Source organism: Halobacillus litoralis (assembly GCF_020524085.2).
GTDB lineage: Bacteria > Bacillota > Bacilli > Bacillales > Halobacillaceae > Halobacillus > Halobacillus litoralis_E.
In genome coordinates this window covers 2,715,217-2,739,921 of the sequence record NZ_CP129016.1, presented here as the reverse complement: position 1 = coordinate 2,739,921, position 24,705 = coordinate 2,715,217, and the positions used below count along the sequence as shown (strand labels likewise).

22 protein-coding genes and 3 pseudogenes are annotated in these 24,705 nt (G+C 44.5%); 12 read left to right on the top strand and 13 right to left on the bottom strand.

Annotated features, from left to right (window positions below):
* Positions 1-888 precede the first annotated feature (888 nt).
* Together LC065_RS13965 and LC065_RS13960 are read left to right on the top strand one after the other, a co-directional pair.
* Positions 889-2,670 (top strand): M3 family oligoendopeptidase, encoded by a 1,782-nt coding sequence (locus LC065_RS13965; RefSeq protein ID WP_306163492.1) that lies wholly within the window; start codon positions 889-891, stop codon positions 2,668-2,670.
* 182 nt (positions 2,671-2,852) lie between these two features.
* Positions 2,853-3,173, top strand: coding sequence for a putative quinol monooxygenase (locus LC065_RS13960; protein ID WP_226589969.1), 321 nt, complete (start codon positions 2,853-2,855; stop codon positions 3,171-3,173).
* 101 nt (positions 3,174-3,274) lie between these two features.
* On the opposite strand, the pseudogene LC065_RS13955 reads toward LC065_RS13960, so the two are convergent.
* Positions 3,275-3,805 (bottom strand): annotated as a pseudogene (locus LC065_RS13955) (DinB family protein).
* A gap of 609 nt (positions 3,806-4,414) precedes the next feature.
* On the opposite strand from LC065_RS13955, the gene LC065_RS13950 reads away from it, so the two are divergent.
* From LC065_RS13950 to LC065_RS13940, 3 genes are all read left to right on the top strand, one after another.
* The gene (locus LC065_RS13950) at positions 4,415-5,557 is read left to right on the top strand and encodes a glycosyltransferase family 4 protein (RefSeq protein WP_226589973.1); all 1,143 of its coding nucleotides are present in this window, start codon (positions 4,415-4,417) and stop codon (positions 5,555-5,557) included.
* 18 nt (positions 5,558-5,575) lie between these two features.
* Positions 5,576-6,892, top strand: coding sequence for a UDP-glucose dehydrogenase family protein (locus LC065_RS13945; RefSeq protein ID WP_226589975.1), 1,317 nt, complete (start codon positions 5,576-5,578; stop codon positions 6,890-6,892).
* A gap of 338 nt (positions 6,893-7,230) precedes the next feature.
* Positions 7,231-8,679, top strand: a complete 1,449-nt coding sequence (locus LC065_RS13940) for a DHA2 family efflux MFS transporter permease subunit (protein ID WP_226589976.1) — start codon at positions 7,231-7,233, stop codon at positions 8,677-8,679.
* Positions 8,680-8,762: 83 nt separating this feature from the next.
* Here the strand turns inward: LC065_RS13940 and LC065_RS13935 are convergent.
* The 4 genes and pseudogenes from LC065_RS13935 to LC065_RS13920 all read right to left on the bottom strand — a co-directional run bounded on the left by LC065_RS13935 (position 8,763) and on the right by LC065_RS13920 (position 11,973).
* Positions 8,763-9,870, bottom strand: a pseudogene (locus LC065_RS13935) (NAD(P)/FAD-dependent oxidoreductase).
* A 78-nt stretch (positions 9,871-9,948) separates the two neighbouring features.
* Entirely contained in the window at positions 9,949-11,271 is a 1,323-nt protein-coding gene (locus LC065_RS13930; RefSeq protein ID WP_226589980.1) for a cytochrome P450, read from the bottom strand.
* Between the two features lie 214 nt (positions 11,272-11,485).
* Positions 11,486-11,617 (bottom strand): hypothetical protein, encoded by a 132-nt coding sequence (locus LC065_RS13925; protein ID WP_306163491.1) that lies wholly within the window; start codon positions 11,615-11,617, stop codon positions 11,486-11,488.
* 77 nt (positions 11,618-11,694) lie between these two features.
* Entirely contained in the window at positions 11,695-11,973 is a 279-nt protein-coding gene (locus LC065_RS13920; protein WP_306163490.1) for a DinB family protein, read from the bottom strand.
* Between the two features lie 107 nt (positions 11,974-12,080).
* On the opposite strand from LC065_RS13920, the gene LC065_RS13915 reads away from it, so the two are divergent.
* Positions 12,081-12,266, top strand: coding sequence for a hypothetical protein (locus tag LC065_RS13915; protein ID WP_226589985.1), 186 nt, complete (start codon positions 12,081-12,083; stop codon positions 12,264-12,266).
* Between the two features lie 135 nt (positions 12,267-12,401).
* Here LC065_RS13915 and LC065_RS13910 read toward each other — a convergent pair.
* The 5 genes and pseudogenes from LC065_RS13910 to LC065_RS13890 form a co-directional block, all read right to left on the bottom strand.
* Positions 12,402-12,798: pseudogene (locus tag LC065_RS13910) on the bottom strand (VOC family protein).
* 40 nt (positions 12,799-12,838) lie between these two features.
* Positions 12,839-13,189 (bottom strand): YciI family protein, encoded by a 351-nt coding sequence (locus LC065_RS13905; RefSeq protein WP_226589989.1) that lies wholly within the window; start codon positions 13,187-13,189, stop codon positions 12,839-12,841.
* A 72-nt stretch (positions 13,190-13,261) separates the two neighbouring features.
* A complete protein-coding gene (locus LC065_RS13900) occupies positions 13,262-13,804 on the bottom strand; it encodes a cysteine hydrolase family protein (protein WP_226589992.1) in 543 nt (180 codons plus the stop codon).
* Between the two features lie 168 nt (positions 13,805-13,972).
* Positions 13,973-14,716: a glutamate ligase domain-containing protein gene (locus tag LC065_RS13895; protein ID WP_306163489.1), complete on the bottom strand. Its 744-nt coding sequence runs from the start codon at positions 14,714-14,716 to the stop codon at positions 13,973-13,975.
* A 28-nt stretch (positions 14,717-14,744) separates the two neighbouring features.
* Positions 14,745-15,449, bottom strand: coding sequence for a Mur ligase family protein (locus LC065_RS13890; protein WP_306163488.1), 705 nt, complete (start codon positions 15,447-15,449; stop codon positions 14,745-14,747).
* A 572-nt stretch (positions 15,450-16,021) separates the two neighbouring features.
* On the opposite strand from LC065_RS13890, the gene LC065_RS13885 reads away from it, so the two are divergent.
* Positions 16,022-16,471: an ASCH domain-containing protein gene (locus LC065_RS13885; protein WP_226589997.1), complete on the top strand. Its 450-nt coding sequence runs from the start codon at positions 16,022-16,024 to the stop codon at positions 16,469-16,471.
* Here the strand turns inward: LC065_RS13885 and LC065_RS13880 are convergent.
* Entirely contained in the window at positions 16,468-16,608 is a 141-nt protein-coding gene (locus LC065_RS13880; protein ID WP_226590000.1) for a hypothetical protein, read from the bottom strand. The two genes, LC065_RS13885 and LC065_RS13880, sit on opposite strands and share 4 nt — an antisense overlap.
* Before the next feature lie 254 nt (positions 16,609-16,862).
* Here LC065_RS13880 and sppA point away from each other — a divergent pair, with 254 nt between their 5' ends.
* Both sppA and LC065_RS13870 read left to right on the top strand, forming a co-directional pair.
* Positions 16,863-17,861, top strand: a complete 999-nt coding sequence (gene sppA, locus LC065_RS13875; protein ID WP_226590003.1) for a signal peptide peptidase SppA — start codon at positions 16,863-16,865, stop codon at positions 17,859-17,861.
* A 12-nt stretch (positions 17,862-17,873) separates the two neighbouring features.
* A complete protein-coding gene (locus LC065_RS13870; protein WP_226590005.1) occupies positions 17,874-18,416 on the top strand; it encodes an RDD family protein in 543 nt (180 codons plus the stop codon).
* A 253-nt stretch (positions 18,417-18,669) separates the two neighbouring features.
* Here LC065_RS13870 and LC065_RS13865 read toward each other — a convergent pair whose 3' ends face one another.
* Complete coding sequence (locus tag LC065_RS13865; protein ID WP_226590008.1) at positions 18,670-19,833, bottom strand: substrate-binding domain-containing protein; 1,164 nt, start codon at positions 19,831-19,833, stop codon at positions 18,670-18,672.
* 142 nt (positions 19,834-19,975) lie between these two features.
* Here LC065_RS13865 and LC065_RS13860 point away from each other — a divergent pair, with 142 nt between their 5' ends.
* From LC065_RS13860 to LC065_RS13850, 3 genes are read left to right on the top strand one after another with little or no spacing between them, the layout of a single operon-like run.
* On the top strand, positions 19,976-21,355 hold the full coding sequence (locus LC065_RS13860; protein ID WP_306163487.1) for a spore germination protein: 1,380 nt from the start codon (positions 19,976-19,978) through the stop codon (positions 21,353-21,355).
* Positions 21,348-22,442, top strand: coding sequence for a GerAB/ArcD/ProY family transporter (locus LC065_RS13855; RefSeq protein ID WP_226590014.1), 1,095 nt, complete (start codon positions 21,348-21,350; stop codon positions 22,440-22,442). The genes LC065_RS13860 and LC065_RS13855 overlap by 8 nt, the downstream gene beginning before the upstream one ends.
* Positions 22,432-23,583 carry a Ger(x)C family spore germination protein gene (locus LC065_RS13850; RefSeq protein WP_226590017.1) on the top strand — a complete coding sequence of 384 codons (1,152 nt, stop codon included), beginning with the start codon at positions 22,432-22,434 and terminating at the stop codon, positions 23,581-23,583. Before LC065_RS13855 ends, LC065_RS13850 begins: the two co-directional genes overlap by 11 nt.
* 25 nt (positions 23,584-23,608) lie before the next feature.
* Here LC065_RS13850 and LC065_RS13845 read toward each other — a convergent pair whose 3' ends face one another.
* Positions 23,609-24,613, bottom strand: a complete 1,005-nt coding sequence (locus LC065_RS13845) for a serine hydrolase domain-containing protein (protein WP_226590020.1) — start codon at positions 24,611-24,613, stop codon at positions 23,609-23,611.
* Positions 24,614-24,705 lie beyond the last annotated feature (92 nt).

The window sequence follows — 24,705 nt, the reverse complement described above, 5'->3', positions numbered from 1 at the left end:
CTACTATTCCTCCTTAAAAATCATCATTTTCCTCCATAAAGGTTGAGGAAGACGCAATTTCGAGACTTTTGTTGGGTGGATAGGGGGCTGCGGGGAACGGCTCGCTTTCCGCGGGAGCTTGGTGAGCCTCCTCGGACTGCGTCCTGCGGGGTCTCACCAAGCACTTTTTTCCTCTTCGATATCCGGTTCCGGCGCCTAGCGGCTAGTGAGACTTCCCTCGCTTCTGTACGATAAGTCAACATCGAATCACTCCGTTCTTCGTGTTTCCTTTATCTCCGCCAGCTCAGTCCAGTCCATACGCCGCTGATCAAGACGCCTGCACACTTAATTTAGGTGCCTCGCCATTCCCCTCCGTCCCTTTGCCAAATAATTATCTCGAAATGACTTCTGGCATAAGCTGCTTTTATGTACATGTTAATTGGAGGAACACAAACTTCCAAAGACAAGATTCTACGTCCCAGAAAGCTTGTTATAGAGCTTTTAAGCTTATAACAACAGGATAATCGAAGGCATTCTTACGTAGTAAAGAGGGTTGTTTCTCACATTCAACAAATGGGGTGGTTGGGAAGCTGCGAGACTCCCGCGGGAATGGATTGGCTGACCCCACAGGACGAAGTCCGAGGAGGCTTGCCGCCATCCCCGCAGGAAAGCGAGTAGCTTCCCAACCACCCCTGACTCACATAATTGGTAACGAACCTCGGTTATCTCAATATAGCCCTTACACAATCCTATCCTATTCTTTAATTAGATATAACGTATATGCATTTGACAAGCATTCATTGATAGCACTCCTGCTTAGGGAATGGGAGCAGGAGTCCGTCTTGAGGATGATGAAGATTTTTCCAAAGTGGATTACACTAATACTATCAAAACCTTAGGAGGAATGATATGAAAAATACGGTAATGAAAAAATGGGATCTGGAGCGTCTTTTTCCTGATGGGCTTGAGCATGAACTGCAACTAAAGAATGAACAAATGGAAGCTCTTCATGACCAGATAAAGAACTCAAAAACTCCCGATGACTTCAAAGATTTTCTACTGACTGTAGAAGAAGTACAAAAGCTTTACTCTGATGTTTTCGCGATCGATGAATACGCAATCTGCCTATCCTCTCAAGATGTTCAGGATCGTAATGGCCACTACTTTATGGATCAAAGTCAAAGATTAAAAGCAAAAATGGAAACTTTGTTACTGACCTTCGACCAATATATCGCTGCCATCCATGAATCTTCCTGGCATGAATGGATCCAAGCAGAGGAACTGGCCGGGATCCGCACTTCTCTAATGGAGCGGAGAAGGCAGATTGAAGAGCGGTTAGCACCCAAATTGGAACAGGCCATCCACACATTGTCTATAAATGGCTTCGAGGGATGGGAAGATCTTTATGAGCAGGAATTTGCCCGCCTTCGTGTACCCGTGGAAGAAGGTGGTGAGAGAAAAGAATTGTCATTTGATATGGCATTCATGAAGGCGATGTTGTCCAAGGATCGTTCTGTCCGTTCTTCCATTGCAGCGTCCATCATGGAGGTTTGCAAACAAAACCAGGACCGTTTCGCCCTTATTTTTAACCATTTCGCCGGTTTCAGGAATGATCTATATGAGCTAAGAGGTTGGACGAATCCCCTGAAAGAAATGTATGAGCAGAACAGAATTACAGAACCCTCTATCAACAGCATGATGGAAGCTCTGCACGACCATAAGGATCTTCTGTATCAATTCCTGAAAAGAAAAGCCCAGATCGATAATATTGCAAACCCGGACTGGTATGATTTATATGCACCTTCTTTCACAGCTAAGACAACACTTACATATGAAGAGGCAACGGAAATAGTGATCAAGCAGTTCTCTCAATATAGTGAGAAACTCGGAAACTTTGCTAAACAGGCTTTGCAGGACGGATGGATCGATGCGGAGCCACATGAAAACAAGCGCCAAGGTGCCTTTTGCGCCTCATTACCGCATGCGAAAGAAAGCCGGGTACTCCTTTCTTTCCACGGAACGTATCAGGATGTCGTGACCTTGGCGCATGAACTTGGACATGCTTATCACAATACGTTGCTTCATGAACAACCCGGATTTGCCCAGCATGCAGGGACAGGGCTTGCAGAAACAGCGTCCACGTTCGCAGAGAATCTTGTACTGGACGCGGCCATTGATCTTGCAAAAACAGAAGAAGACGCCCTCTCCCTCTTAGAAATGAAAATACTCAACGGACTGAAATACACCACGTTCATCCCAGCAAAATTTGAATTTGAAAAGGATTTTTATGATAAGCGGAAACAAGGAAAGCTCTCCTCTTCAGAGATGATCGATTTAATGGAAGCAAAAGAAAGGGACTGGTTCGGAGACCAGCTGGAACAGGTGAATGCTTATCATTGGATGAGCATTCCTCATTTCTATGATACCGAAAAACCTTTTTATAACATTCCCTACACCATCGGTTATCTGTTCAGTAATGGCATGTACTCACAATACAAAGAACACCCTGCGTCATTCCCTGAAAAGTACGATGGCTTGTTGGGTCGTTCCGGAGATCTGCCGATGGATGAACTGTGCGCAGCCTTTCTCGGCCAAGACCTAAATACACGGACGTTCTGGAACGAGTCATTCCGCCCCTTGGAGGAAGCCATTGAGGATTACCTCAAGAGATCAGAAAACTATATCACATAAAAATGATGCTCATAACCGTCATAGACTGTAGAGTTAAAAAGAAGCGGCTCCGCTACGAATTGTAGGGGGGCCGGTTCCTTTTAATGCTATGTAGAACCTTTATTAGTAAGAGCTGTGAAATAAAAGGTGATTGGAGTACGGTTGTAGAACATTGAACAGGTCATCAAAAAAGGAGGACGATCATGAGCAAATTCAGTTTGTTCGGTAAGTTTACTGTACAAGAAGGCGAACGTGATACAATGGTAAATCTTTTGTTGGAAGCAGCAGAATCCTTGAAAAACCTTGATGAATGCGAGGTCTATCTCGTGAATATTTCTGAAAGTGAATCAAATGCTGTTTATGTTTATGAAATGTGGAAGAGCGAAGAAGCTCATCAAGATTCTCTGAATCTTGAAACTACACAATCGTTAATCCGTCGTGCAAAACCAATTATAACGGGAATGGAGAGATTAAATACCTTACAAACAAGAGGCGGAAAGGGTATTGGACAGCATTCTGATTGAGTGAACGAGTATGTGAATGCATCGTTCCATACTAAAAAATAGAACTTCCTATGGTAAGGAAGTTCTATTTTAGTATGATCTTATAAAACTACTTTTTTATGTTAGAAACTACTGATTTTCCGCTGTTTATTCGAACGGATCATGGCACGGATCTGTCCGCGGTGACTGATTTCATCTTCCATGACATGAAACCAGAGGTAGTAAGGGTTGTATTTCACTCCGTTCGGTCAGGAGCGTTCCTCAAACAACCAATCATCGTCCTTTTCTTTCAAGTACTCAAGCGTCGTATCTCTCGTCGTCTCAAGGAGGTCCAAATAGTCGTCCACCGGTAAAGTACGGAACTTCGCGCGTGCCTTGTCCCCCAGTTCAAGTGCCGCTCCCCACTCTTCCTGTTCCTCTGTCGTTAAATCCCTCTCGTCAAAACTGATGACCTGATGGACAAACTCAATCGCTGCCATGTGGGAGAGAAGCATACCAATGGAGTTCCCACCGGTTTCGCACTCATCAAGTTCTTCCTGCGTGAGGTCCGCTACTTCCTGGATCGTCACCGCACGTGCGTGTTCAAGCATACATACGAGTTCCCCGATTTTCTCAGAAAAACCTTTTTCTGATTGAACTTGATAAGAAATCATGAAAACTTCCTCCTTTTCTATTTTACAATTTCTCAGCTTTTGAGCCCGGATTCTATGTTTTATTACTGGCTCCTTAAACATATTCGACACTTTTATGCCTGAACCTTCTTCAAAACGTTGAGACACTCGAATTTTGTAGATATTTTTGTTGTTTAATCTTGTTTAAATGACGGTATATGCTAAGTATGAACAAAGCGGTGAGGTCTGTTCGTCTAACATTTGCTAGCCCCATTAAATTTTGAGGAGGAAACCTACGATGAACATTAAAGTGGGCATTTGGAACAAGTTGACAAACCAAGACAAGATGACCCTTTTAAAAGCCGTAAGCCAACACTCTCTTACAAAAAAATCAGCGTAATTATACACAGCCTTCCACGAAACTCTCTTCATTCCATCGCCATACTTTCCAACCCAACCCGGAAGCAGCCTCCATATTCTTCTGACAAAAACCTGCATAGGCAGGTTTTTTTGTCGTTCTCTTCCTTTTATCAAGTTCATGTAAAGTTGTGTTCCATTCTTCCCTTTCCTGCATAAACCCTTTTTCCAGCGAATAGATAAGTACCGAAGGACAAGGACGCAGCGCTCTTCGGTTAAAAGGGGGAATGGAAGGTGAAAGTGGCGATCTTCACAGATACGTATGTACCGCAGGTCAATGGAGTCGCTCGTACGTTAAAACGGTGGAGCGAATATCTCGAAAAGAAACGCATCCCCTACAGGGTGTATGCTCCAGACGTGCGTAGCAATGAGGAGTACGTGGATCATATTCATAGATTTAACAGCGTCCCTTTCTGGTTATACCCTGAATGCCGTCTGGCGCTTCCAAATTTGATTAAAATCAAAAGAGACCTTAACGATTTTCAGCCCGACCTGATTCATATCGCCACTCCCTTTAACCTGGGACTCGCCGGGCTGCACTTTGGAAAGAAGATGGGCATTCCACTCGTGGGTTCTTATCATACGCACTTCGACCAATATTTAGACTATTACAAGTTATCTTTCCTCTCCCCATTTGTCTGGAAATATATGCAATGGTTCCATCAGCCTTTCAAAAAAACGCTTGTCCCTTCCCTTCATACAAAAAGAGAACTAGAGCTGCACGGTCTTCATAATATCGGCCTGTGGCAAAGAGGTGTGGATCATGAGCACTTTTCACCCGCTCATAGGGATGACATCGTAAGAAGACATTTCAAAATCGACGCCCCTATTCTATTAACTTATGTCGGAAGACTCGCGCCGGAAAAAGGACTCGACACCCTCATAAATGTGGCCAAGGCACTCCCCCATAACTTGAATAAAAACATTCACTGGCTGATCGTAGGAGACGGCCCCTTACGAAACCACCTTCAATCGATTGCCCCACACAACATGACGTTCGCAGGTTATCAGGATGGAGAAAGTCTTGCTCGCATTTATGCTTCCTCCACGCTATTTGTTTTTCCCTCAGCCACCGAAACATTCGGTAACGTCGTTCTCGAATCCTTATCCTCCGGGACACCCGTAGTCGCAGCAAACGCTGGTGGTGTCAAAGAAATCTTGGACCATGGCAAAACAGGATTGTTGTGTACACCGAATGATGATTACTCCTTCACTCAAGGAATTATAGATCTTCTTTCTGATCAAGAACAACTAGCATCGATGAGGATACAAGCTCGTCAAGAGGCACTCCGGAGATCGTGGGAAGAAATTTTCGATCAGCTCATGAGAGATTATAATGAAGCGATCGGCGATGCTAAACTCGCCTCCTTCGCTTAGGGATAGGAGAAGATGAATATGAGAAAAATCGCGGTCATCGGAACGGGTTACGTCGGTTTGGTCACGGGGACCTGCCTTGCGAGTCTTGGTCATGAAGTCACTTGTGTGGACATTGACGAAGAAAGGATTTCCTCCCTCCAAGACGGGTGTTGTCCCCTTCATGAGCCCGGTCTTCCAGATTTGTTGCAATCCAGCCTCCGTGAAAAACGACTGCGATTCACGACCATCCTGAAAGAAGCCATTCCACAGGCTGAGGCTATTTTCATTGCCGTCGGAACACCTGAGAACAAGGATGGGTCTGCCAATCTTTCTTACCTAAAGAGTGCAGTCCATGATCTTTCCCATTATGTCGGCGATGGGACTCTGGTCATCATTAAAAGTACCGTCCCTCCTGGAACAAATAAGCAGGTCCAGTCATGGATTCAGTCTGGAACGGAACGTATCCACCACGTCATATCCAATCCAGAGTTCCTAAGAGAGGGGTCTGCGATCAATGATTTCTTTTACGGAGACCGTATGATCATAGGTTCTTCAGATGTCCGTGCAGGACAACGATTAGAGGAAATCTACAGCAAGATCAAAACACCAATCCTGCAGACAGACCCCTTGAGTGCGGAAATGATCAAATATGCGTCCAATGCTTTTCTGGCGACGAAGATCAGTTTTATCAATGAAATATCTTCCGTTTGTGAGGAGTTGGGAGCAGATGTAGAACAAGTGGCCCAAGGAATGGGAATGGATGTCCGCATAGGGGAACAATTCCTACGGGCAGGAATCGGATACGGCGGCTCTTGTTTTCCAAAAGACACGAAAGCTCTGGTGCAGGTCGCAAAGGAAACCGGTCACCCGTTCAAGCTTCTATCTACAGTCATTGATGTGAATGAAAGGCAGAAGAATCTCTTGATTGAAAAAGCACGCAAACGTTATGGAAGTTTGAGAGGAAAAAGAGTAGCGGTTCTTGGACTGGCTTTCAAACCGAATACGGATGATGTCCGTGAATCTCCGGCCGTTTCGCTGATCGCACGTCTGCAGGAACTCGGGGCCACACCTGTCGCTTATGACCCTGTAGTCAAACGTATCCCCTTCTGCCCTGTGACCGATTCGATCCATGAGGTCTTAAAGGGGGCCGACTTTGCAATGGTCTGTACGGAATGGCCTTCCATAAGTGACTTACCTTTAGAAGTCTATGAAAACACCATGAAGGAACCCGTCCTATTCGATGGGCGCAATTGTTATGCACGCGAGGACTTCGAGGGAAGAAACATCGAGTACCATTCTGTAGGACGCAAAACATATAGGGGAATCCATGCAAATAGGCATAGACACAGGCTCTAGGGTTATATGTTTTTTTGCGTCCATCAATAACCATTTTATTAGAGAAGGAATCTGATTACTCATCCAAGATCACGCTTGCAAATACCTTTGTAAAATAGGAGAACATCCTTGGAATGCGCTCTTCCAAGGATGTTCTCCTATTACGATTGTCTCGGATATGGTACTGGATAAGAGTATTCTCCCCCTATTCTAATCCAAGTAATGGTCAAGAGATTTCGGCAGAAAACCACAGTATAGTTTACATAATATTAAACTGGTAAACTGAGTTGGATGAGTTGTCCTCCGATCATAGCGAGGAGTATAATGTTATATTAGTTGATTCATAGGAGGACGACATTATGACATCCAAAGGCACCAACAAAGTGCTGATGGCAGCCCTTTTACTCGCTGGTTCCTTTATTACGATATTAAATCAGACCCTTATGATTACAGCCATTCCTCCCATCATGGATGAGATGAATGTGACAGCGAACTCCGCCCAGTGGCTGACCACTGTTTTCATGCTCGTGAACGGTGTGATGATCCCTGTCAGTGCTTTCCTTATCGAACGATTCACAACGAGGCAGCTTTTCATCTCTGCTATGGGTGTATTTGCATTCGGAACGATTCTTGGTGGACTGGCATTGAACTTCCCCCTCCTGCTTTTAGGTAGAGTCGTCCAGTCTGCAGGTGCCGGTGTAATGCTTCCTTTGATGCAGACCGTCTTTCTCATGATTTTCCCTGTCCATAAACGCGGGGCGGCCATGGGATACATCGGACTTGTCATTTCATTCGCACCAGCGATCGGACCTGCGCTAAGCGGCTATATTACCTCCGCCTATTCTTGGAGATATTTGTTTTGGATGATTTTACCTTTGGCCCTTTTAATTATTGTTCTCGCCTATTTCATCCTGAAAAATGTCACCGAACTCTCCTATCCTAAGGTCGATCCGGTTTCCATCATTCTTTCTTCCATAGGTTTCGGAGGACTATTATACGGTTTCACACTCGCTGGAAACCAGGGGTGGACGAGCATCGACACAGTAACGGTCTTGGTCATTGGCGCGGTAACCTTAACCTTATTCATTCGAAGACAATTACGGATGCACCACCCGATGCTTGAGTTCCGTGTCTTCAAGTACCCAGTCTTTGCGATCACGACCGTTATTGCCATGATTACCTTCTTAGGATTGATCGGAGCAGAAACCTTGATTCCGTTATACATGCAGGATATGCGCGATTTTTCTGCCTTTGAATCCGGTCTCGCCCTGCTTCCGGGAGCAGTCATCACAGCATTCATGTCACCGATCACCGGCCGAATTTTTGATAAAATCGGGGCACGTATGCTCGCTGTTGTCGGACTCACGATTATTACAGGGGCTTCTCTCGCCTTTTCATTCTTGAATATTGAAACGACATTTACAACGATCACTGTACTATACGCGATCCGCATGTTTGGATTATCGATGGTCATGATGCCAGTGACGACGGCGGGATTGAATCAATTGCCTAAAAAACTCATTCCCCACGGGGCCGCTATGAGCAACACGATGCGGATGGTAGCAGCCTCTGTCGGAACAGCCATTCTTGTTACGGTGATGACGACAACCGCTCAATCTGCCGAAAGCAATCCGACGATCGACCATCCTGCGATTTACGGAGTGAATATTGCCTTCTTTATCGTTACTGCTTTGTCGCTTGCCGGGTTAATTCTGGCTTTCTTCGTTAAGCGAACCTATCCACCGGATGAAGAACAAGTCAGTGAACCAGAAACAAGCAGTGACGTTCAAAAAGCAGAAAACTATTAGAAAACTGTTAGCCATGTTTTTTCGAATCATAAAGCCGTACAAAAAAAGGTTTCCTCATTTGTTGAGGGAACCTTTTTTTGTGTTTATTCAAATAAATGATCAGCTGTATAGTTCGTAAAATCGAGTTCGGTATCTTCACCTAACAAGAAGTTTGCAAGCTCAGCTCCAATATAAGGTCCACTTGTCAGACCCGATGCACCTAAACCATTAGCCACCACTACATTTTCATGCCCCGGCACTTTTCCAATCACCGGTGTTGAATCCGGGGTGAAGGGCCGGAACCCGACATTTGTTTTGATATAAGTGGCGTTCGCAAGTCCAGGAGCTACACGGAGAGCTTTATCCATCAGCTGATGGACAGATCCTGCGGTGACGCTGGAGTCAGACGCCTTCTCTTTCGTTGCGCCAATGACGACCCGTCCTTTGCCAAAGGTGAGAATATAGTGGTTGAACGGCGGGAGCATCACAGGCCAATTCTCCGTATCGTAATCTTCCATATCCACATGGACGATTTGCGCTTTTTCAAAGGTGACATTCGGGCTCATTCCTAACGGTTCGAATAACTGCTTCGTCCAAGCTCCGTTGGCGACAACAATCCGGTCAGAAAAGATTTTTTTCTCCATTTACATAGACCCCTTCTACACGCTTATTATCATACAAAAACGCAGCTTCACCACTTATAAAAGTCGCTCCACTTTTCCTGGCTGCCTTTAATAAAGAGGATGTCACTTCCGCCCCATTCACTCGAGCACCTCCCGAGATGTGAAGCGCTCGATAGTGTTCCGCTACAGGTGGGAACATCTCTTTCGTTTCTTGTGGGGAAAGGCAGGTAATCTCCCCCATTTCCGGAGCCTGCTCTTTCCTTTCGAGAGCAACCCGCCGTTTCTTTTCCAACTTTTCTTCCGTATCAAAGATATTGATGGCTCCCACTCGCTTATATCCGGTTTTTGTTTCCCCAGCTTCAGCAAGCTCCTCCATTAAAGCAGGGTAATATTTCGCCCCACCCGTGACAAGGGGATACCACACTTTGTTGCTTCGGTTTGTCAGCCACGGACAGACAATTCCAGCGGCATTCCGCGTCGCCTGTTCCGGATCATTCCGGTCGATGACGAGCACTTCTTCTCCTTTTTTCGCCAGATGATAGGCTGTAGACGCCCCTAATATTCCTGCTCCAATAATGATGGTTTTCATAGTAACACCTTCAATCCCTGTCATTTCATCTGTTGTTATTGTACATGAACAGAAAGACAGGGTACAGAAAATAACGAGTTACTTGACCCCTGACTCCTTTTTTGAGAGGTGAAGTTTCAAGCCATGCTTCATTCGAAGCGTGATTAATGGCTCGGCCTTTACAGGAGAATCGTCAAAAGAAGGATCAAACGTGAACGATTTGATCAGGGACGAGAGAATGACGAGCATTTCAAGCATAGCGAAGTGCTGTCCGATACATACGCGGGGGCCGCCCCCGAATGGCAAATACAAATAATCAGGCCCACCAAGGAGACGTCCATCCTCAAAGCGTTCAGGAAGGAATTCCTCTGGATAGTCGATATATCTCCGGTGACGATGCATCAGATAAGGACTGACCATAACGGTCGCCCCTTTTTTAATGAACGTGGATCCAATGTTCACGTCTTCTTTGGCACGTCGTCCAAACATCCAGGCCGGTGGATACAAGCGCATGCTTTCGAGGAGCACTTTTCTCGTATACAAAAGGTTCCCGGTTTCTTCCACGGATGGCGTATCATTTGAAAGGACCTCTTCCACTTCACTCTCGACTTTCTGATAACAATCGGGGTGCTCCATGAGTAAGTGGAAAGTCCATGTCAAAGCCGACGCTGTTGTTTCGTGGCCGGCTAAAAATACTGTCATCACTTCATCACGGAGTTGCCCGTCATCCATTTTATTACCGTTGGCATCTTCAGCGTCCTTCATGACGCTGAGAAGGTGCTCCCCGGGGTCGCCCGACTGATGGATAATTGAATAGACCACCTCGTCCAACTTATCGACCGCATCATCGAACAGTTTGTTACGAACCGTCTTCCATGAACGTGGCGTTTTATAAACACTACGGATCCTTTGGGTGGCGATTTCCATCGCTGTATCCAGCTGTTGTCCCACTAGATCATGATCTGCTCTCACTTCTGTACCGAACATCGTTTCCGTAATGATTTGGAGCGTAAGACTTCTGATATCTTCAGAAATCAGCCGGTCGCCTTCCTTCCAGAGAGAGGTATGGTCCTTAACGACTCTCCCCATCGTTTCACAATAGCGCTGGATATGTTTAGGAGTAAAAAAGGGCTGGATTTTCCGGCGCTGCTGTTTATGAAGCTGCCCCTCACTCAATAACAGGCCTTTTCCTAGAAGCGGCTCTAATTCCTGAAAAGGTTTGGATTTGTAAAAAAAGTCCGCCTTTCTTACGAGTACTTCTTGAATCAAGGCTGGATGCATCAACATAAAAACCGGCCTGTGGGCAAATCTGAATCTTGTAACCGGCTTTTGTGTCTCTTCCATTTCCATCAGGAATGACAGTGGATCTTTTTTGAATGCCGGCAGTTGACCAAGTGGCGAACGACTCTTCCATTTATGCATAACGTACCCCCTTCAACCTTCTATTAGAGCGTACTAGAGTCCACCTCATTTTATTCATTTGTTTAAGAAACATAGGAAACTTTCATTGTAGATTGATTTAGCCCTATGGCAGGATTGGAGAAGATTCAGTTTCCTAATGCTAGTATGAGTTGGATCGGGCTGCGGGGATGGCACGCTTTCCGTGTTGTTAGATTCTCAAGGTTCTTATGTATCATCAGAATAAGTTTTCGATACCTTGAGCTCTTTTCATGGCAGATATCGTTCCTTGATGGAGTCCTTCATGCCAGATCGTGAAATTCAACACTTCATCCAACGTCCGAAAGACGATTCCCCCCACCAAGGTCAAAAGGCTTTTCCCCTTCTTCAGACAAGCGCCCCTGGTATGTTTGAATCAAGCGCTCGGTTTGAGATTCCAGTTCTTTTTTAAGGTCGCCCAAACGTGGGACTTCTTCCGGCCATTCGTCTGGTGAGGTACCACCATTGAATAGATGGATATATCCTTCTGGCAGATGGGCTTCTCCCCCCTGTAAATCTGGCCAGCAAGTTTTCTTGTGAGACGAAAATATGTCCAAAGTTCCAACGGATGTTATTCAGAAAACCCTCCGGTTTCGCATCCGCTATCTCTTCTGTCGTCGCATTAAGCGCTGCAAGACTCCTTTTCCTGACAAAACGCATCTGTTGGAATAAGCTTTCTTCTTTCATTCTTCCACCACCTTCATAGATTCAGAAACATCAATCACCTTTACTATAGCATGAACCAAACCAAGTCTATATGTTAATCTAGTATGGAAAGAAAGGGAGGAAATCCTATGAATCAAGAGATGAAAATAGGCATCGCACTGATCAGCAGCTTTTTAATATTCATGGTCGGCCTATTCCGGTTATTCACAGCTGACCTTCAAGAGATACCACTTTTTATAGCTTACATACTTACGATAGCGGGCTTGATCGGGGTCATAACGAATGGTTGGAAGTGGAAAAAGCGGGAGAGCTAATGCCCCCGCCTTCCTATCCTCCATCGTAAAAATTTATATGTGCACGTTTCATTTACTAACCTTTTTATAGTGCTCAACTATAGCTCTGCTGCAGTTATCATGGAGGTTGGGGGCAGGTACTGACTTACTCTGTTTTTATGGAGCAACAAATTCTACTTTTATCCGATCGGGATCTTCAAAGTAAACGGCATAATAATCCTCACCGCCTGCAAAAGGATGTTGGTTTTCGTATAAAATATGTATGCCTCTTTCCTTAAGCATCCTGGTCATCTCATCTACTCTTTCACGTGAAGGAGCATGGAAAGCCAAGTGATTCAAACCAGGCCTGCACCTGTGATAAGGAACGCCTAAAAACCTATTTTCAGCTTGGACAAACACTAAATAAGTTTCTCCTAACTTCCAACTCTGTCCCTCCCCCCCATTTTTGATAAGATTGGTAACCTAATTCTTCTAAAAACCATCCCCAAAATGATTCTGTTTCCTCTAAATTGGATACATAAATTTCTACATGATGGAGTAACCCTTCAGCCACAAAAACCCTCCTAAAGATTTTCTCTTCATTCTCCACATCTTTAAAATACTTGACGTAATTCAACCTGACCTTCACCATGTCCTTGAGGATCCGGCATCCGCATGGCCCACTCGATGGCTTCTTCCTTCGACTTCACATCAATTAAAATGAACCCGGCGATCAAATCTTTCGTTTCTTTAAACGGGCCCTCGGTAATCACCGGCTTTTCCCCTGGTTTCAAGTACGAAAAACGCATCCCATTTGAACTAGGATGAAGTCCTTTAGCTAAAACCCGCACACCTGCCTTGACTAATTCCTCATTATACTTCGTCATGGCTTCAATAAGTTCAGGACTCGGGAGCTTTCCCTCTTGCGAATTTTCGGAGGCTTTGACAATCAACATAAACAGCATAAAATACCCTCACTTGTTGAGATTCTAATAGACCTTTTTATTAAATCCTCAAAGAATGAACACTCGAAACAATTATTTCACCTTCTCCCACCCAAGCTCATGGGAAGACTTCAAATCAATCGTTGCCGTTTCACTCCAAAAGTTCGTTAACGTATGCTGTGTGTGTTCAATAATCTGAACAGCTGTCAAGTACTTGTTCGAACAGGTGGTATGGGCATCTGAAATCAATGTAACGCGATAACCATGATCAAAAGCCCCACGGGATGTAGAGTCAACACAATAATCCGTCTGCGCTCCGCATATGAAGAGGTGATCCGCCTCTACTTTATCAAGAGTCTTCTTAAGGGATGTGTTTACAAAAGCGTTCGGGACCGTCTTGAAGATCACAGCATCTTGTTCCAACGGCTTCTCCAAATCAGGATGCAGCTGCCACCCTTCCGCTCCACGTTTCATTGGACCCTCAGGGTATTCATGTTGAACATAAATCACCGGAATCTGCTTTTCTCTCGCCCGGTGGATCGCTCGATTCATATTGTTGATTTTCTCTTCACACCGATACGCGTTTTCCATGACAGCTCTTTGTACATCAATGACGATCAATACTTCTTTCCCCATTTACTCACATCCTTTTTCTTTGTCCTTTGTACTTTTCTCTAAAAGAGTCCAGAGTTCCTTCATAGAATTCAAGGGATGATAAAAGCATATCTAGGTCTCGCTTCAAATCGTTTCAATGGCAATGATTCTGTATAAGCACAAAAAAAGAACCTGCTTTAACAAACAGGTTCATGCCAGGACATCTTTCGTGATTGACTGAAACTTCCGTTTCAGCTCATCCACCATTTCCTTGTCCGAATTTACAGGATAATGATAATGCTGCTGATAGCTCTCGTGGCCTTTCCCCGTGATGACCACCCAATCTCCCGCTCCACTGTTCAGGACGGCCTCTTCGATGGCAAGCGTCCTGTCTGGAATCAACCTGCCTGACGAGTCGCCGAACTCTTTCTGCAGGTCTTCAAGCGTAGATACCATTTCCTCAAACGTAGCCGTATTCAAGTCATCAAGCGTGAGAATATAATGGTCGGCACGTATAGCGGATGCACCAATCATTTCCCCTCTTTTAGATACGTCCCTGTCTCCTCGAAAGCCGAACACATGCGTCAGTGAAGCAGCCCCTTGTTGTCTTGCCGTATCCAGGACGTGTTCAATACTGTCTGCCGTGTGGGCATAATCGATGACGACGGTCGGTCCTTCTTTAAAATCGATGAGCTCGAAGCGACCGCGGATGCCAGGCAAGGAAGTCATCGCCTTTTCCATGTCAGAGAATGAAAATCCGAGCTCAAGACCGACAGCATACGCCTCCAAAGTATTGTAGACGTTGTGCGTACCTTTGAGCGGAGAAGTTACTTTGCGGTTTTCTCCCCCGTATTGAATGCAGGCTGTGAAATTATCTGTATCGATATCTTTCAGAATCATTTCATTTTCCAGGTGGTGGCCGACTTTACAAATGGCCGATCCTTTTTCTTCCAAAAGGTGTGCCAGCTTTTCACCCCAGGGATCATCCGTGTTGATGACAGACTTCCCCTCCTGGTTTCAACATATGGAACAGTTTCGATTTCGCTTCAAAATACGATTCCATCGAGTCATGATAATCCAAGTGATCTTTATATAAATTGCTAAATACCGCATAATCGAACTGAACTCCCTCAAGACGGTACTGAGCCAGTCCATGGGATGAGACCTCCATTACGACCACATCATCCTCGCTTTCAAAGAGGAGCTTTTGCAGCAATGGTGCGCTCGGTGTCGTCTGAATACCGGGAACGACTTTGTCATTGACCATATAATCAATGGTTCCGAACATCCCGCATGAGTAACCGTTTCTTTCACAAAGGTGTTTAATCATATGGGAAATCGTCGTTTTCCCGTTCGTCCCTGTCACACCGATCACGATTTTACCCTCTGAAGGATTCCCATAAAAAGCAGTCGCGATCTGGCCAAGGGCTTTCCTGCTGTTTTCAGTCTGCAGACATAACACTCCCTCGTGCTCCACTTTTACTTCGCTGACAACAACAGACGCACCTTTTCCAATCGCTTCGTCAATGAAGTCATGGCCGTCGACTTGATAACCCCTTACGGCTACAAAGACATACCCTTCCTCAACGGTACGCGAGTCGTCTGTGACACCGGTGATGAGCGACTGAGGATCTATATTCTTTTTCGTTTTTTGATTGAGTAGTTGCAATATCTGTTCAACGTTCATCGTCGGTATCTCCTTTGATGTATGTTACGTGTTGCATGCCCTATTCTAATGGAAAATACACCGGTATAGGCGGATTGTCGAAGAGATGTAAATGAATCTTAATATAACCGTCAATAATATGGAAATTCGCTTTTATTCTCCCGAAAGCTTCCGTGTCCATTCCATTTCTTCTGCCTGCTCTGTCTCAAGAGAAAAAGGAATTTCCCATGAACATTCTCCTCCACTTTCATTATTAGGTGCTTTGCTTCTCTTTACTCCCTTTCCAAACCCTGACATTAAAAAACACACGTGGTATTCGATCATTTGATCCACTTTTTTTTAATTGTTAAGAAAAAGACCAAGGATATGAAGAATCAGAGCAAACGTCAAAATCTTGACTATGGTTATTTCCTGCTCCCGTTAGTCCGATATGAAGATCGGTGCAAAAAAAGTACAACCCAACGAGGTGGTCTGGCCAGATCCACGGAACTACTCCCTCCTTGAAATGGAAAAAGTGCATGGAATTCATGATAACATCCCATAATGAGAGTAAACGTGAAGTCCATCCATGTTTGGAAAAGGAGTGTTTACCAATGAACGAACAGGCGAAAGCATACTGGGATCGATATTGGAAAGGAAAAGAAAAACCGGAAAGCGTCAAGGCTTGGTCATTCGGAACCGCCCCTGATCGGATGGCAAGACTGGTTATGGACGGGGTTAAGACAGCCACATGCTCAGCTCGTCAAGCTTATGAGGTTGAAAAAGAGGCGCTTCCTGAAGTCGGAGAATATAACATCATTCTTAATGGAGAAGATGAACCTGCAGCCATCATCCGAACGACAGAAGTGGAAGTTGTCCCTTTTCATGAAGTAACCGCAGAGTTTGCCAGAGCAGAAGGAGAAGGGGACCTATCTTATGACCACTGGTTAGAGGTCCATAAGAAGTTTTTCAAAAAGGAAGCGGATGAAATTGGATATGAATACAGCGAAGATATGGACCTTGTTTGCGAGAAGTTCCAACTTGTCCACGTGAACCCGGACTAAAGGACGGAAGTCTCTTCCGTCCTTTTTCCATCCATGGCCTCAGCCTGAAGCGCCATTCGTATGGATAATCCAACAAGTCCGATTAAAAAAACAATAATGATGGCAATGATGATGACTCTCAACTTATTTTGACTCAATGTCCCATCCCTCCTCCCCTTCTCTACCCGTTCCTTCAAGCAACTATGCTTAGATTTTCTCGATTACTTTATGGCCAAGGATCGTCACCTCAAAAAAATAAAAAGAGCCTTAAAAATCAACCAAATATGAAACCTTACAAATCTTCAATCGTAAGAAAGGTGTTCAGAAACACTTGTTGGTTCATTTCGTATCATTCGGACATATCCTTATGGTATGGTTGAACTCTGAACAACAGATGGAAAGGAGTTTACATATGAGCAAACGAATAACAGCAAGTATCATTGCTGCAACGATTTTGATCCTCGCTCTCGTCGTCCAGCTGATCGGAACGGTTTTCACTGGTGAAGAAGCGGAGAATGAGGCGATGGGGCTCTTCGCTGGCAATGAGAATTTAGAAGAAAAAGTCGTTGAACGCGGAAGTGGAAGCAAACGAATTGTTGAGTTGAACCTGGAAGGGGCCATCATCGACAACCCGAGTACGAACCCGAATCCATTCGGGGGCGGCGGATATCAGCATGATCGCTTTATGAAAAAGTTAGAAGCGATCAAAGAAGATGCCTCTATTAAAGGGGTTCACCTGTATGTCAATTCACCAGGTGGCGGTGTCTATGAAAGTGCTGAAATCCATGACAAACTGCTTGAAATTAAAGAAGCAGGCAAGAAGATTTATGTGTCCATGGGGAACATGGCCGCTTCCGGCGGGTATTATGTCTCTGCCCCTGCTGACCGCATTTTTGCGAGTAATGATACGTTCACAGGTTCCCTTGGAGTCATCATGGAAAGCATCAATTATCAAGAGCTCGCCAATGAATATGGTGTGAAATTCAACACCATCAAAAGTGGTGAATTCAAAGATATCATGAGTCCGACGAAGGAAATGACCGAAGCGGACAGAGAAATCCTCCAAACGCTTGTCGATGAATCCTATCAGCAGTTCGTCAATGTCATCGTAGAGGGACGCGAGATGTCTGAAAGCCGTGTGAAAGAATTGGCCGACGGCCGGATCTACTCTGGAAAACAAGCGGTGGAAAACGGACTGGTGGATGAGATCGGGTTCCGTGAAGATACGTTGAAGGCACTGAAAAAAGAAATCGGTGGCGACCCACAAGTGTTCCAATACAAAAATACAATGGGATCCTTCTTCAACCTGCCGCTCGCAGAAAGTTTGATGCCGAATAGTGAGATCCGCTACATCGAAGGATTGATCAGTCAGCGCCAAGGACCACGCATGATGTATATGTACACAGATTAAGGAGGGAACGATATGGATGTTACAAATCATAACGAAAACGATGGGCAACTATCATCGTTGATCCATCATCAGAAAAAAGACCTCCAAAAACTGCTGTACGCAGGATTCGGTTCAAGATTCCTAGCCTACATCATCGACTTGATCGTCATTTGGAGCGTCAATAGCATTGTGACCCGACCTTTGCTGCGACTTGTGAACCTGGAAGACGCAGAGCTTTGGGTGCCTATGTTCAGTGCAGCGAATATTACGACATCGATCATCTTTTTTGCTTACTTCATACTGATGACGAAATTTTTCCGTGCTACGTTAGGAAAAATGATACTGGGATTATCTGTCGTTTCTTTAAAAGGAGAATCATTATCGAACGGTCAGATCATTTTCCGTGAGTGCATCGGCCGTTACATCAGCATGGCGATTCTCGGCATCCCTTATTTAGTCGTCGCCTTCACGAAACGACATCAAGGGATCCATGATCTTTTTGCGGATACATCCGTCATCAAGAATAAGTTCAGGAAGCTGAACGATTCGATCGAACAACGACCACAAACGGTATAAAAAAAGGAACGCCTGCTTCCCAATGGAAGCAGGCGTTTTTCATCCTTAACGGTAAGGATCCTGTTTGCCCGTACCGTTCTTCTCCCCTTTTTCACGTCGAAGCGCATTCAGGTCTTTCTTACTTTTGTTTTTCGCTTTTTTACCCATATCTGAAGACCTCCCTTCCCCTTTATTTTGTGATGTCCGCCCAGAATCCATGTAATGAAATAACATCCACTATATGTAGGGTGGAAGACTTCAGTTAAAGAACCCCTTACTCTGCGGGAAGGCCGGGTTCTTTCACAGGAATATAACCGGTTTCTTCAATCAGTTTCTGACCCTGGCTGGACAAGATCCAATCGATGAAAGGTTCGACGTGAGGATTTTTCGTTCCATTCGTAATCGAATAAAACTTACCGGTCAGAGGATATTCGCCACTTTTGATATGGTGGACACTGGGGACGATCCCATTGATATTTAATAACTTAATGTTATGATCTTCCACCATCTTCGTAGCGAAAAACCGGTAGCTGAAGCCGATGCTGTTCCGATGGTTCCGGTAATCAGAAGCTTTCTCAATCACTCCGCCCATCCCGTCGACTCTCTGATCTTTAGGAGGATCCATAATGGGCGTCTCTCCCATCATATTCTGCAGTCCTGTTTGACTCCCACTCCCTTCCGGCCGTTGAAAAGCGATGATATTTTGATCTCTTCCACCAACCTCTTCCCAATTCGTAATTTCACCGGAATACATTCCTTTCAACTGTTTCAAGGTTAAAGAATCGACAGGGTTATCTTTATGTACAAAAAATACGAAAGCTTCTTTACCTATGGCTGTTTTCTTCATTTGTTTCAAAGCCTGTTGCTGCTGTTCGGAAGGTCCAGCCGTAAAGATGATGTCCGCCTGAAACCTGGATAAACGCTGAAAAGCTCCATTCGTTTTTGAGACGGTGACAGGACTTTCACTGTGATCGTCATATCCATACGTCCCTTCCGGATAAACAGCTTCAGCAAAAGCCGCGTAGACAGGATATAAAGCTGTCGCCCCGTCTAATTCCGGAAGATCTTCTTCCAATTGAAAAGTAGCTGGCTCTTCCAGTCGAGCGAGGTCCGCACCTTGCTTGTGTGGTTGGTAAGTCGAAAGATCGACTTCGGCGTTCGCTATTTCAATGCTCCTTATATACCAGTCATAACTTCCATAGAGCAAAGATGGAACAATGAATATCACACCGACCAGGATCCATGTCCACTTTTTAGCCATCCTCTTATGTATGTTCAAAATAAAGTAGTTAACCGTTAAACCGATAGCGATACACACGAAACCGATGTAGATGTATTCATTTCCCGAGGACACCATTCGAGCCAGTCCATAAATGAACCAACCGACGAATCCATAGACTACAGTAAAAATCCATGCCGCGAGCTTTCTTTTCTTCATAGTAGATGCTCCTTTCCTTTTCTATGGAAAATGGTACCACAAAAATAAGTGTAAATATACACTAAATGAACAATTTTACGTTCGTGTAAATTGAAAATAAATGTACATACTAAAAAAAACTCCTGGGATTCGAGGTGAGCACATGGATCAAACATTGAACATCGAACAAATCCTTCGCGAAAAAAAGAAAAACCACCATGTGACTATCAAGAAACTGGAGCTTGAAGATCACCCTGTCCACGTCATCTACATACCTGCCATCACGGATATCAAACAAGTTCAGGACGCAATCCTTCTTCCATTACAAGAATGGAACCATAAAGAGACCCCTCTTCCTCATGCTTTTTCCGCAGAACCTTTGCTGCAATTAGAGAAGAAAAACGACGTCGATCGATACCTGCTTGACGGTTTCACTCTGTTGGTCGAACAACAAACGGTATATGCGATCGACACAGCACAATTTGCGTACCGTTCCATCCATGAACCTGTATCGGAGATGACACTGCGTGGATCTCGTGATGGATTTATCGAATCACTCGAACAAAACGTATCTCTTCTGCGTGTACACTTGCGCTCGACAGATTTAAAGTTTGAGGAATTCACCGTCGGTACCCGCTCCTTTACCAATGTATCCATCGCTTATATCGATCGTACGGTCAATGAAGAACTGTTGAAAGACGTACGAGCAAGGATTAACGCCGTACAGGAGGATTACATTCCTGATGGTGGTGTGATGGAACAATTGATTGAAAAGAACAACTATTCCTTGTTTCCAGAAATCCATGAAACAGAAAGACCGACGAAAGTATCGAGCGCACTTGTGGAAGGGAAAGTAGCGATTTTCGTAGAGGGGTCTCCTTCTGTGCTGTTAGCACCGACAACGTTGAACAGTTTATTTCAGCAGGCCGATGACTACAACTTTAAGTGGATTCCGGCCTCTCTCATCCGATTGATGCGATTCATGGCTGCTTTTTTTTCGGTTATGCTTCCTTCTGTGTATATATCTTTGATTTCCTATCATCATGGATTGATTCCTACAGATTTGGCCATTTCTATTGCTAAAACGCGGGAAGGTGTACCGATTCCTTCGTTCATGGAAGCGTTGATTATGCAGCTAACCATTGAAACTTTGAGAGAAGCTGGGATCCGATTACCAAAGCCAATCGGACCTGCCGTCAGCATTGTAGGAGCGATTGTCCTTGGTGAAGCGGCTGTTACAGCTGGAATCGTCAGCCCTTTGATGGTCATCGTCGTTTCCTTTGCGGCCATCTGTTCCTTCACCATCGCCGATTATGCGTTAAGTTTGGCATTGAGAACCATCAGTTTCGTCATGCTTTTCGCCGCCGCCTTCCTAGGAATATATGGATTGATACTGGCTGTCTTTATCATCAGCATCCACCTTGTTCATCTACAAAGTTTTTCTGTCCCATATTTAGAGCCATTTGCTCCTTTTTACGTAAAACGTTGGAAAGATTCCTTGATTCGATTCAAACTGAAAAAAGGAGGCGGACGCATTGAGTGATTTGAAACAACTGACCATGCTGCAGCTTGTCATCGTATTCATATCTTCGATGATTGGAATCGGCATTATCCTCATGCCGCGAGATCTAGCCAATATGGTAGACTCTCAGGACTTATGGCTGAGCATCATTTTCGGGGCGGTCGCCGTAAGCGTCGTTTCCTGCATTTATGTAGCGCTCGCTGTACGTTATCCCGGCTTGACTTTTTTCGAAATGACTTCAACGATCATGGGGAAATTCATAGGCTTTCTTTTCAACTTCTTCTTCACTGTGTACAGCCTTATCGTTGCTGCCTATATATTGAGAGTGACCGGTGGAATCATAAAAAACTATCTCCTGGATACGACGCCTTTGTATGTAGTGGTGGGCTCATTTATGCTCGTCAGTATGTATTTGATCTATAATGGAGCCGGTGACATCGTCCGGTTTTTCCAACTTTATTTTCCGATCATGATGGTGATGTTCATCGTGCTTTGTTTGTTGAGTATTAAAAACCTGGATTTCAATAACGTTCGACCCGTCTTGCAAAACAATATATGGACGACGATCAGTGGAGCACAAATCACCTTCTTCTCTTTTTTAGGCATGGAGCTTTTACTGATCTTTTCCAAATTGATCAAAAAGAAAAAAGCCAAACAATTACTGATTACGATGTGGACGAGTATCGGCTTGACCGCCCTTATTTATGTTGTTTTCCATATCATTTCAATTGGAGTACTTGGAGTAGAAGAGTTGAAAGAAATCACTTTTCCGACGATCGAAATGGCAAAAAGCATCGAATTTCAAGGCTTCTTTTTCGAGCGGTTTGAGTTGATCTTTCTCTTTGGATGGTTGACGACGGCCTACACATCCTTCACCGCTTATATGTATGCTTTGACATTGGGATTGAAAAATATGTTCACACCAAGCGAGTGGTTCCTACCGGTCGCTGGGGCATTGATCGTGGCATTGACTCTATACCCTGAAGGCCTGACGGAAGTCTTCCACTACTCGACCCAAATCCAGTTGATATCCGTTGCAGCCATCGTCGTTTTGCCCGCGCTTCTTTTGATTGTATCCTTGATCAGGGGGAACACGTATGCCACGTAAAATCATTTTCACAGGCTTGTTGATGCTTTTTTTGTTGACCGGATGTTGGGACATTAAAGAAATCGAAGATGTCGGAATAGTCACAGGCATGGGTCTGGATGTCAATGAAGAAAAGGATGAACTGACGATGATTAATCAGTATGTAGTTCCCGCAAGAATACCGACCCAGCAAAGCAGCGCCCAGCAGCACAGCGCTCCTTATCAAAACATTTCACAATCAGGAAAGACTTTTTTTGAGATCATCCGAAACAACTCGTTGGAAAGTAACCGACCGCCCAATTACACTCACCTGAAGTCCATCCTTGCTTCTACGGCCTTGTTTCAAAAAGAACGCGCCGACCAGGTAATTGACCTATTCATTCGAGATCATGAGTTCAGAAGGACGACGCCTGTTTTTCTAACGAAGGACCCCGTCCTCGATATACTAAATACGGAGCCTGCAAAGGAACTTTTTCCGTCTATACAGATCAAATCCCTTAGTGAAAACTTCCAAAAAAACAATCAAAACCCGACGAACTTATCCATCGGTGATCTGTCGCAACTGATATCTGAAAATAAAAGTTTTTTGATTCCTGGAATTACGTTAAACGAGGGGAAAATCAAATCCTCTGGTGCAGGAATCATTGATGCGGAGAGTTCGAATTATGTAGGCTGGATCGATGTCGAGGATATGGAAGGCGTCCGATATATACACAATACGGTGCAAGGCGGTTTTATCTACCTGGATGAAGAAAAGGTGGATGATGGACCGATCATTTTAGAAATCAAAGGTTCGAATACAAAATTCAAGACCAAAGTGACCGGAGAGCAACTGGAGATGACGATTAAAATCGCAACATCTACCACATTAGCGGAAGACTGGGGGACGGGAAGAGACGTCTATAGAAAAGGATGGAAAAAAGGAATTGAGGATGCTTCCAACAAAGTCACCCAAGGAAAAGTGGAACAAGTGCTGAAGCTCGCCCAACAGGAATACCGTATTGATTTTCTTAATGTATCCAATTGGGTGCAAATTCACGAACCAGAGTATTGGGAGAAACATGAAAAAGACTGGGGTGAGATATTTCCGGACATGACCTTCAAGGTGGAAGTGAGTACCGAAATCACAGACTTCGGTACTCAAAACTTCAATACAGAATAAAGTGGAGGGTTCCCCTCCACTTTATTTATTTTATGAACAGTTCCTCGAACGCTTTCACGATTGAAAAAGCTCCTGAACCATTATTGGAAAGAACCGTTATTTTCCAATGACCTTTCGGATACACGCATGAATGGAAACTGACACCTGGGTCATACCCCATGGCATGATAAACCGTCTCTCCGTCCATATCATCGAGCCAAACGCCATACCCGTATGAAATACCGTCTTTGACTTTTACGTGTTTCGTTAACAAACGCTCTATATGTCTTTCACCCACAAGCTTTCCACTCAACAACGCATCCCAAAAACCAATCATATCCGGAGCGGTTACGAAAACACCACCATCTGCCCCACCGACGACCGGAATAGAGTACACATTCGTCTTTAAAGAACCTTCCTTTTCTATATACCCGAACGCGGTGTTTTCCGGCAGCTGATCCAAACGGTAATAACCAGACCTTTGCATGCCTGCAGCTTTGAAGATGTTTTCTGAGACATAGGTTGTAAAAGGCTTGTTTGCGACTGCTTCAATGACTAAACCTAAAACGATGAACCCTGCATTATTGTAGTGAAATCTTTCTCCAGGGTTGAACATCTTCTCTTTATCTCTGAACATCGGTACGAAATCATCCAGTGTCTCCATCTTATACATCGGTGTCTCTTCCCAAAGTTCCGAAAAGTCGTCCATCACCGCTTCATCAAAATAGTCAGGAATCCCTGACGTGTGGGTCAACAAATGATGAATGGTTACGCGTTCATCGATACAAGAAAGCTTTTGTTGCAACAACTGATGGACAGGTGTATCGTATGCGAAATGATTCTGTTCAACGAGCTGAGCGATGGTTACCGCTGTGAACAACTTGCTACCTGAAGCTATTCCGAACCTGGTATCCTTTTGGTTAGGAAGCTTTTCGGCAACGTTTCTGTAACCAAAACCTTTGGAATAGACCACTTCTTCTCCTTTTTCAACGACAACAGATCCTGAAAAGCCTTCTTCTTCTTCTGCTACTTCACGAATCTTGGCATCCACTCTTCCCATCTCCTTTTTCAATTATATCTGATGATCATACGACTCTCCTTTTTGTTTTACTTAGCAACTAGAAGGAAACTAGTATGGTAAAA

Coding starts and splice junctions, on each gene's coding strand:
- LC065_RS13860 (WP_306163487.1), top strand. CDS start 19,976: ATGGATCAAACATTGAACATCGAACAAATCCTTCGCGAAAAAAAGAAA.
- LC065_RS13965 (WP_306163492.1), top strand. CDS start 889: ATGAAAAATACGGTAATGAAAAAATGGGATCTGGAGCGTCTTTTTCCT.
- LC065_RS13945 (WP_226589975.1), top strand. CDS start 5,576: ATGAGAAAAATCGCGGTCATCGGAACGGGTTACGTCGGTTTGGTCACG.
- LC065_RS13865 (WP_226590008.1), bottom strand. CDS start 19,833: ATGAAGAAAAGAAAGCTCGCGGCATGGATTTTTACTGTAGTCTATGGA.
- LC065_RS13870 (WP_226590005.1), top strand. CDS start 17,874: ATGGATGTTACAAATCATAACGAAAACGATGGGCAACTATCATCGTTG.
- LC065_RS13850 (WP_226590017.1), top strand. CDS start 22,432: ATGCCACGTAAAATCATTTTCACAGGCTTGTTGATGCTTTTTTTGTTG.
- LC065_RS13885 (WP_226589997.1), top strand. CDS start 16,022: ATGAACGAACAGGCGAAAGCATACTGGGATCGATATTGGAAAGGAAAA.
- LC065_RS13930 (WP_226589980.1), bottom strand. CDS start 11,271: ATGCATAAATGGAAGAGTCGTTCGCCACTTGGTCAACTGCCGGCATTC.
- LC065_RS13890 (WP_306163488.1), bottom strand. CDS start 15,449: ATGAACGTTGAACAGATATTGCAACTACTCAATCAAAAAACGAAAAAG.
- LC065_RS13960 (WP_226589969.1), top strand. CDS start 2,853: ATGAGCAAATTCAGTTTGTTCGGTAAGTTTACTGTACAAGAAGGCGAA.
- LC065_RS13900 (WP_226589992.1), bottom strand. CDS start 13,804: ATGGGGAAAGAAGTATTGATCGTCATTGATGTACAAAGAGCTGTCATG.
- LC065_RS13920 (WP_306163490.1), bottom strand. CDS start 11,973: ATGAAAGAAGAAAGCTTATTCCAACAGATGCGTTTTGTCAGGAAAAGG.
- LC065_RS13905 (WP_226589989.1), bottom strand. CDS start 13,189: ATGCTGTTTATGTTGATTGTCAAAGCCTCCGAAAATTCGCAAGAGGGA.
- LC065_RS13915 (WP_226589985.1), top strand. CDS start 12,081: ATGAATCAAGAGATGAAAATAGGCATCGCACTGATCAGCAGCTTTTTA.
- LC065_RS13940 (WP_226589976.1), top strand. CDS start 7,231: ATGACATCCAAAGGCACCAACAAAGTGCTGATGGCAGCCCTTTTACTC.
- sppA (WP_226590003.1), top strand. CDS start 16,863: ATGAGCAAACGAATAACAGCAAGTATCATTGCTGCAACGATTTTGATC.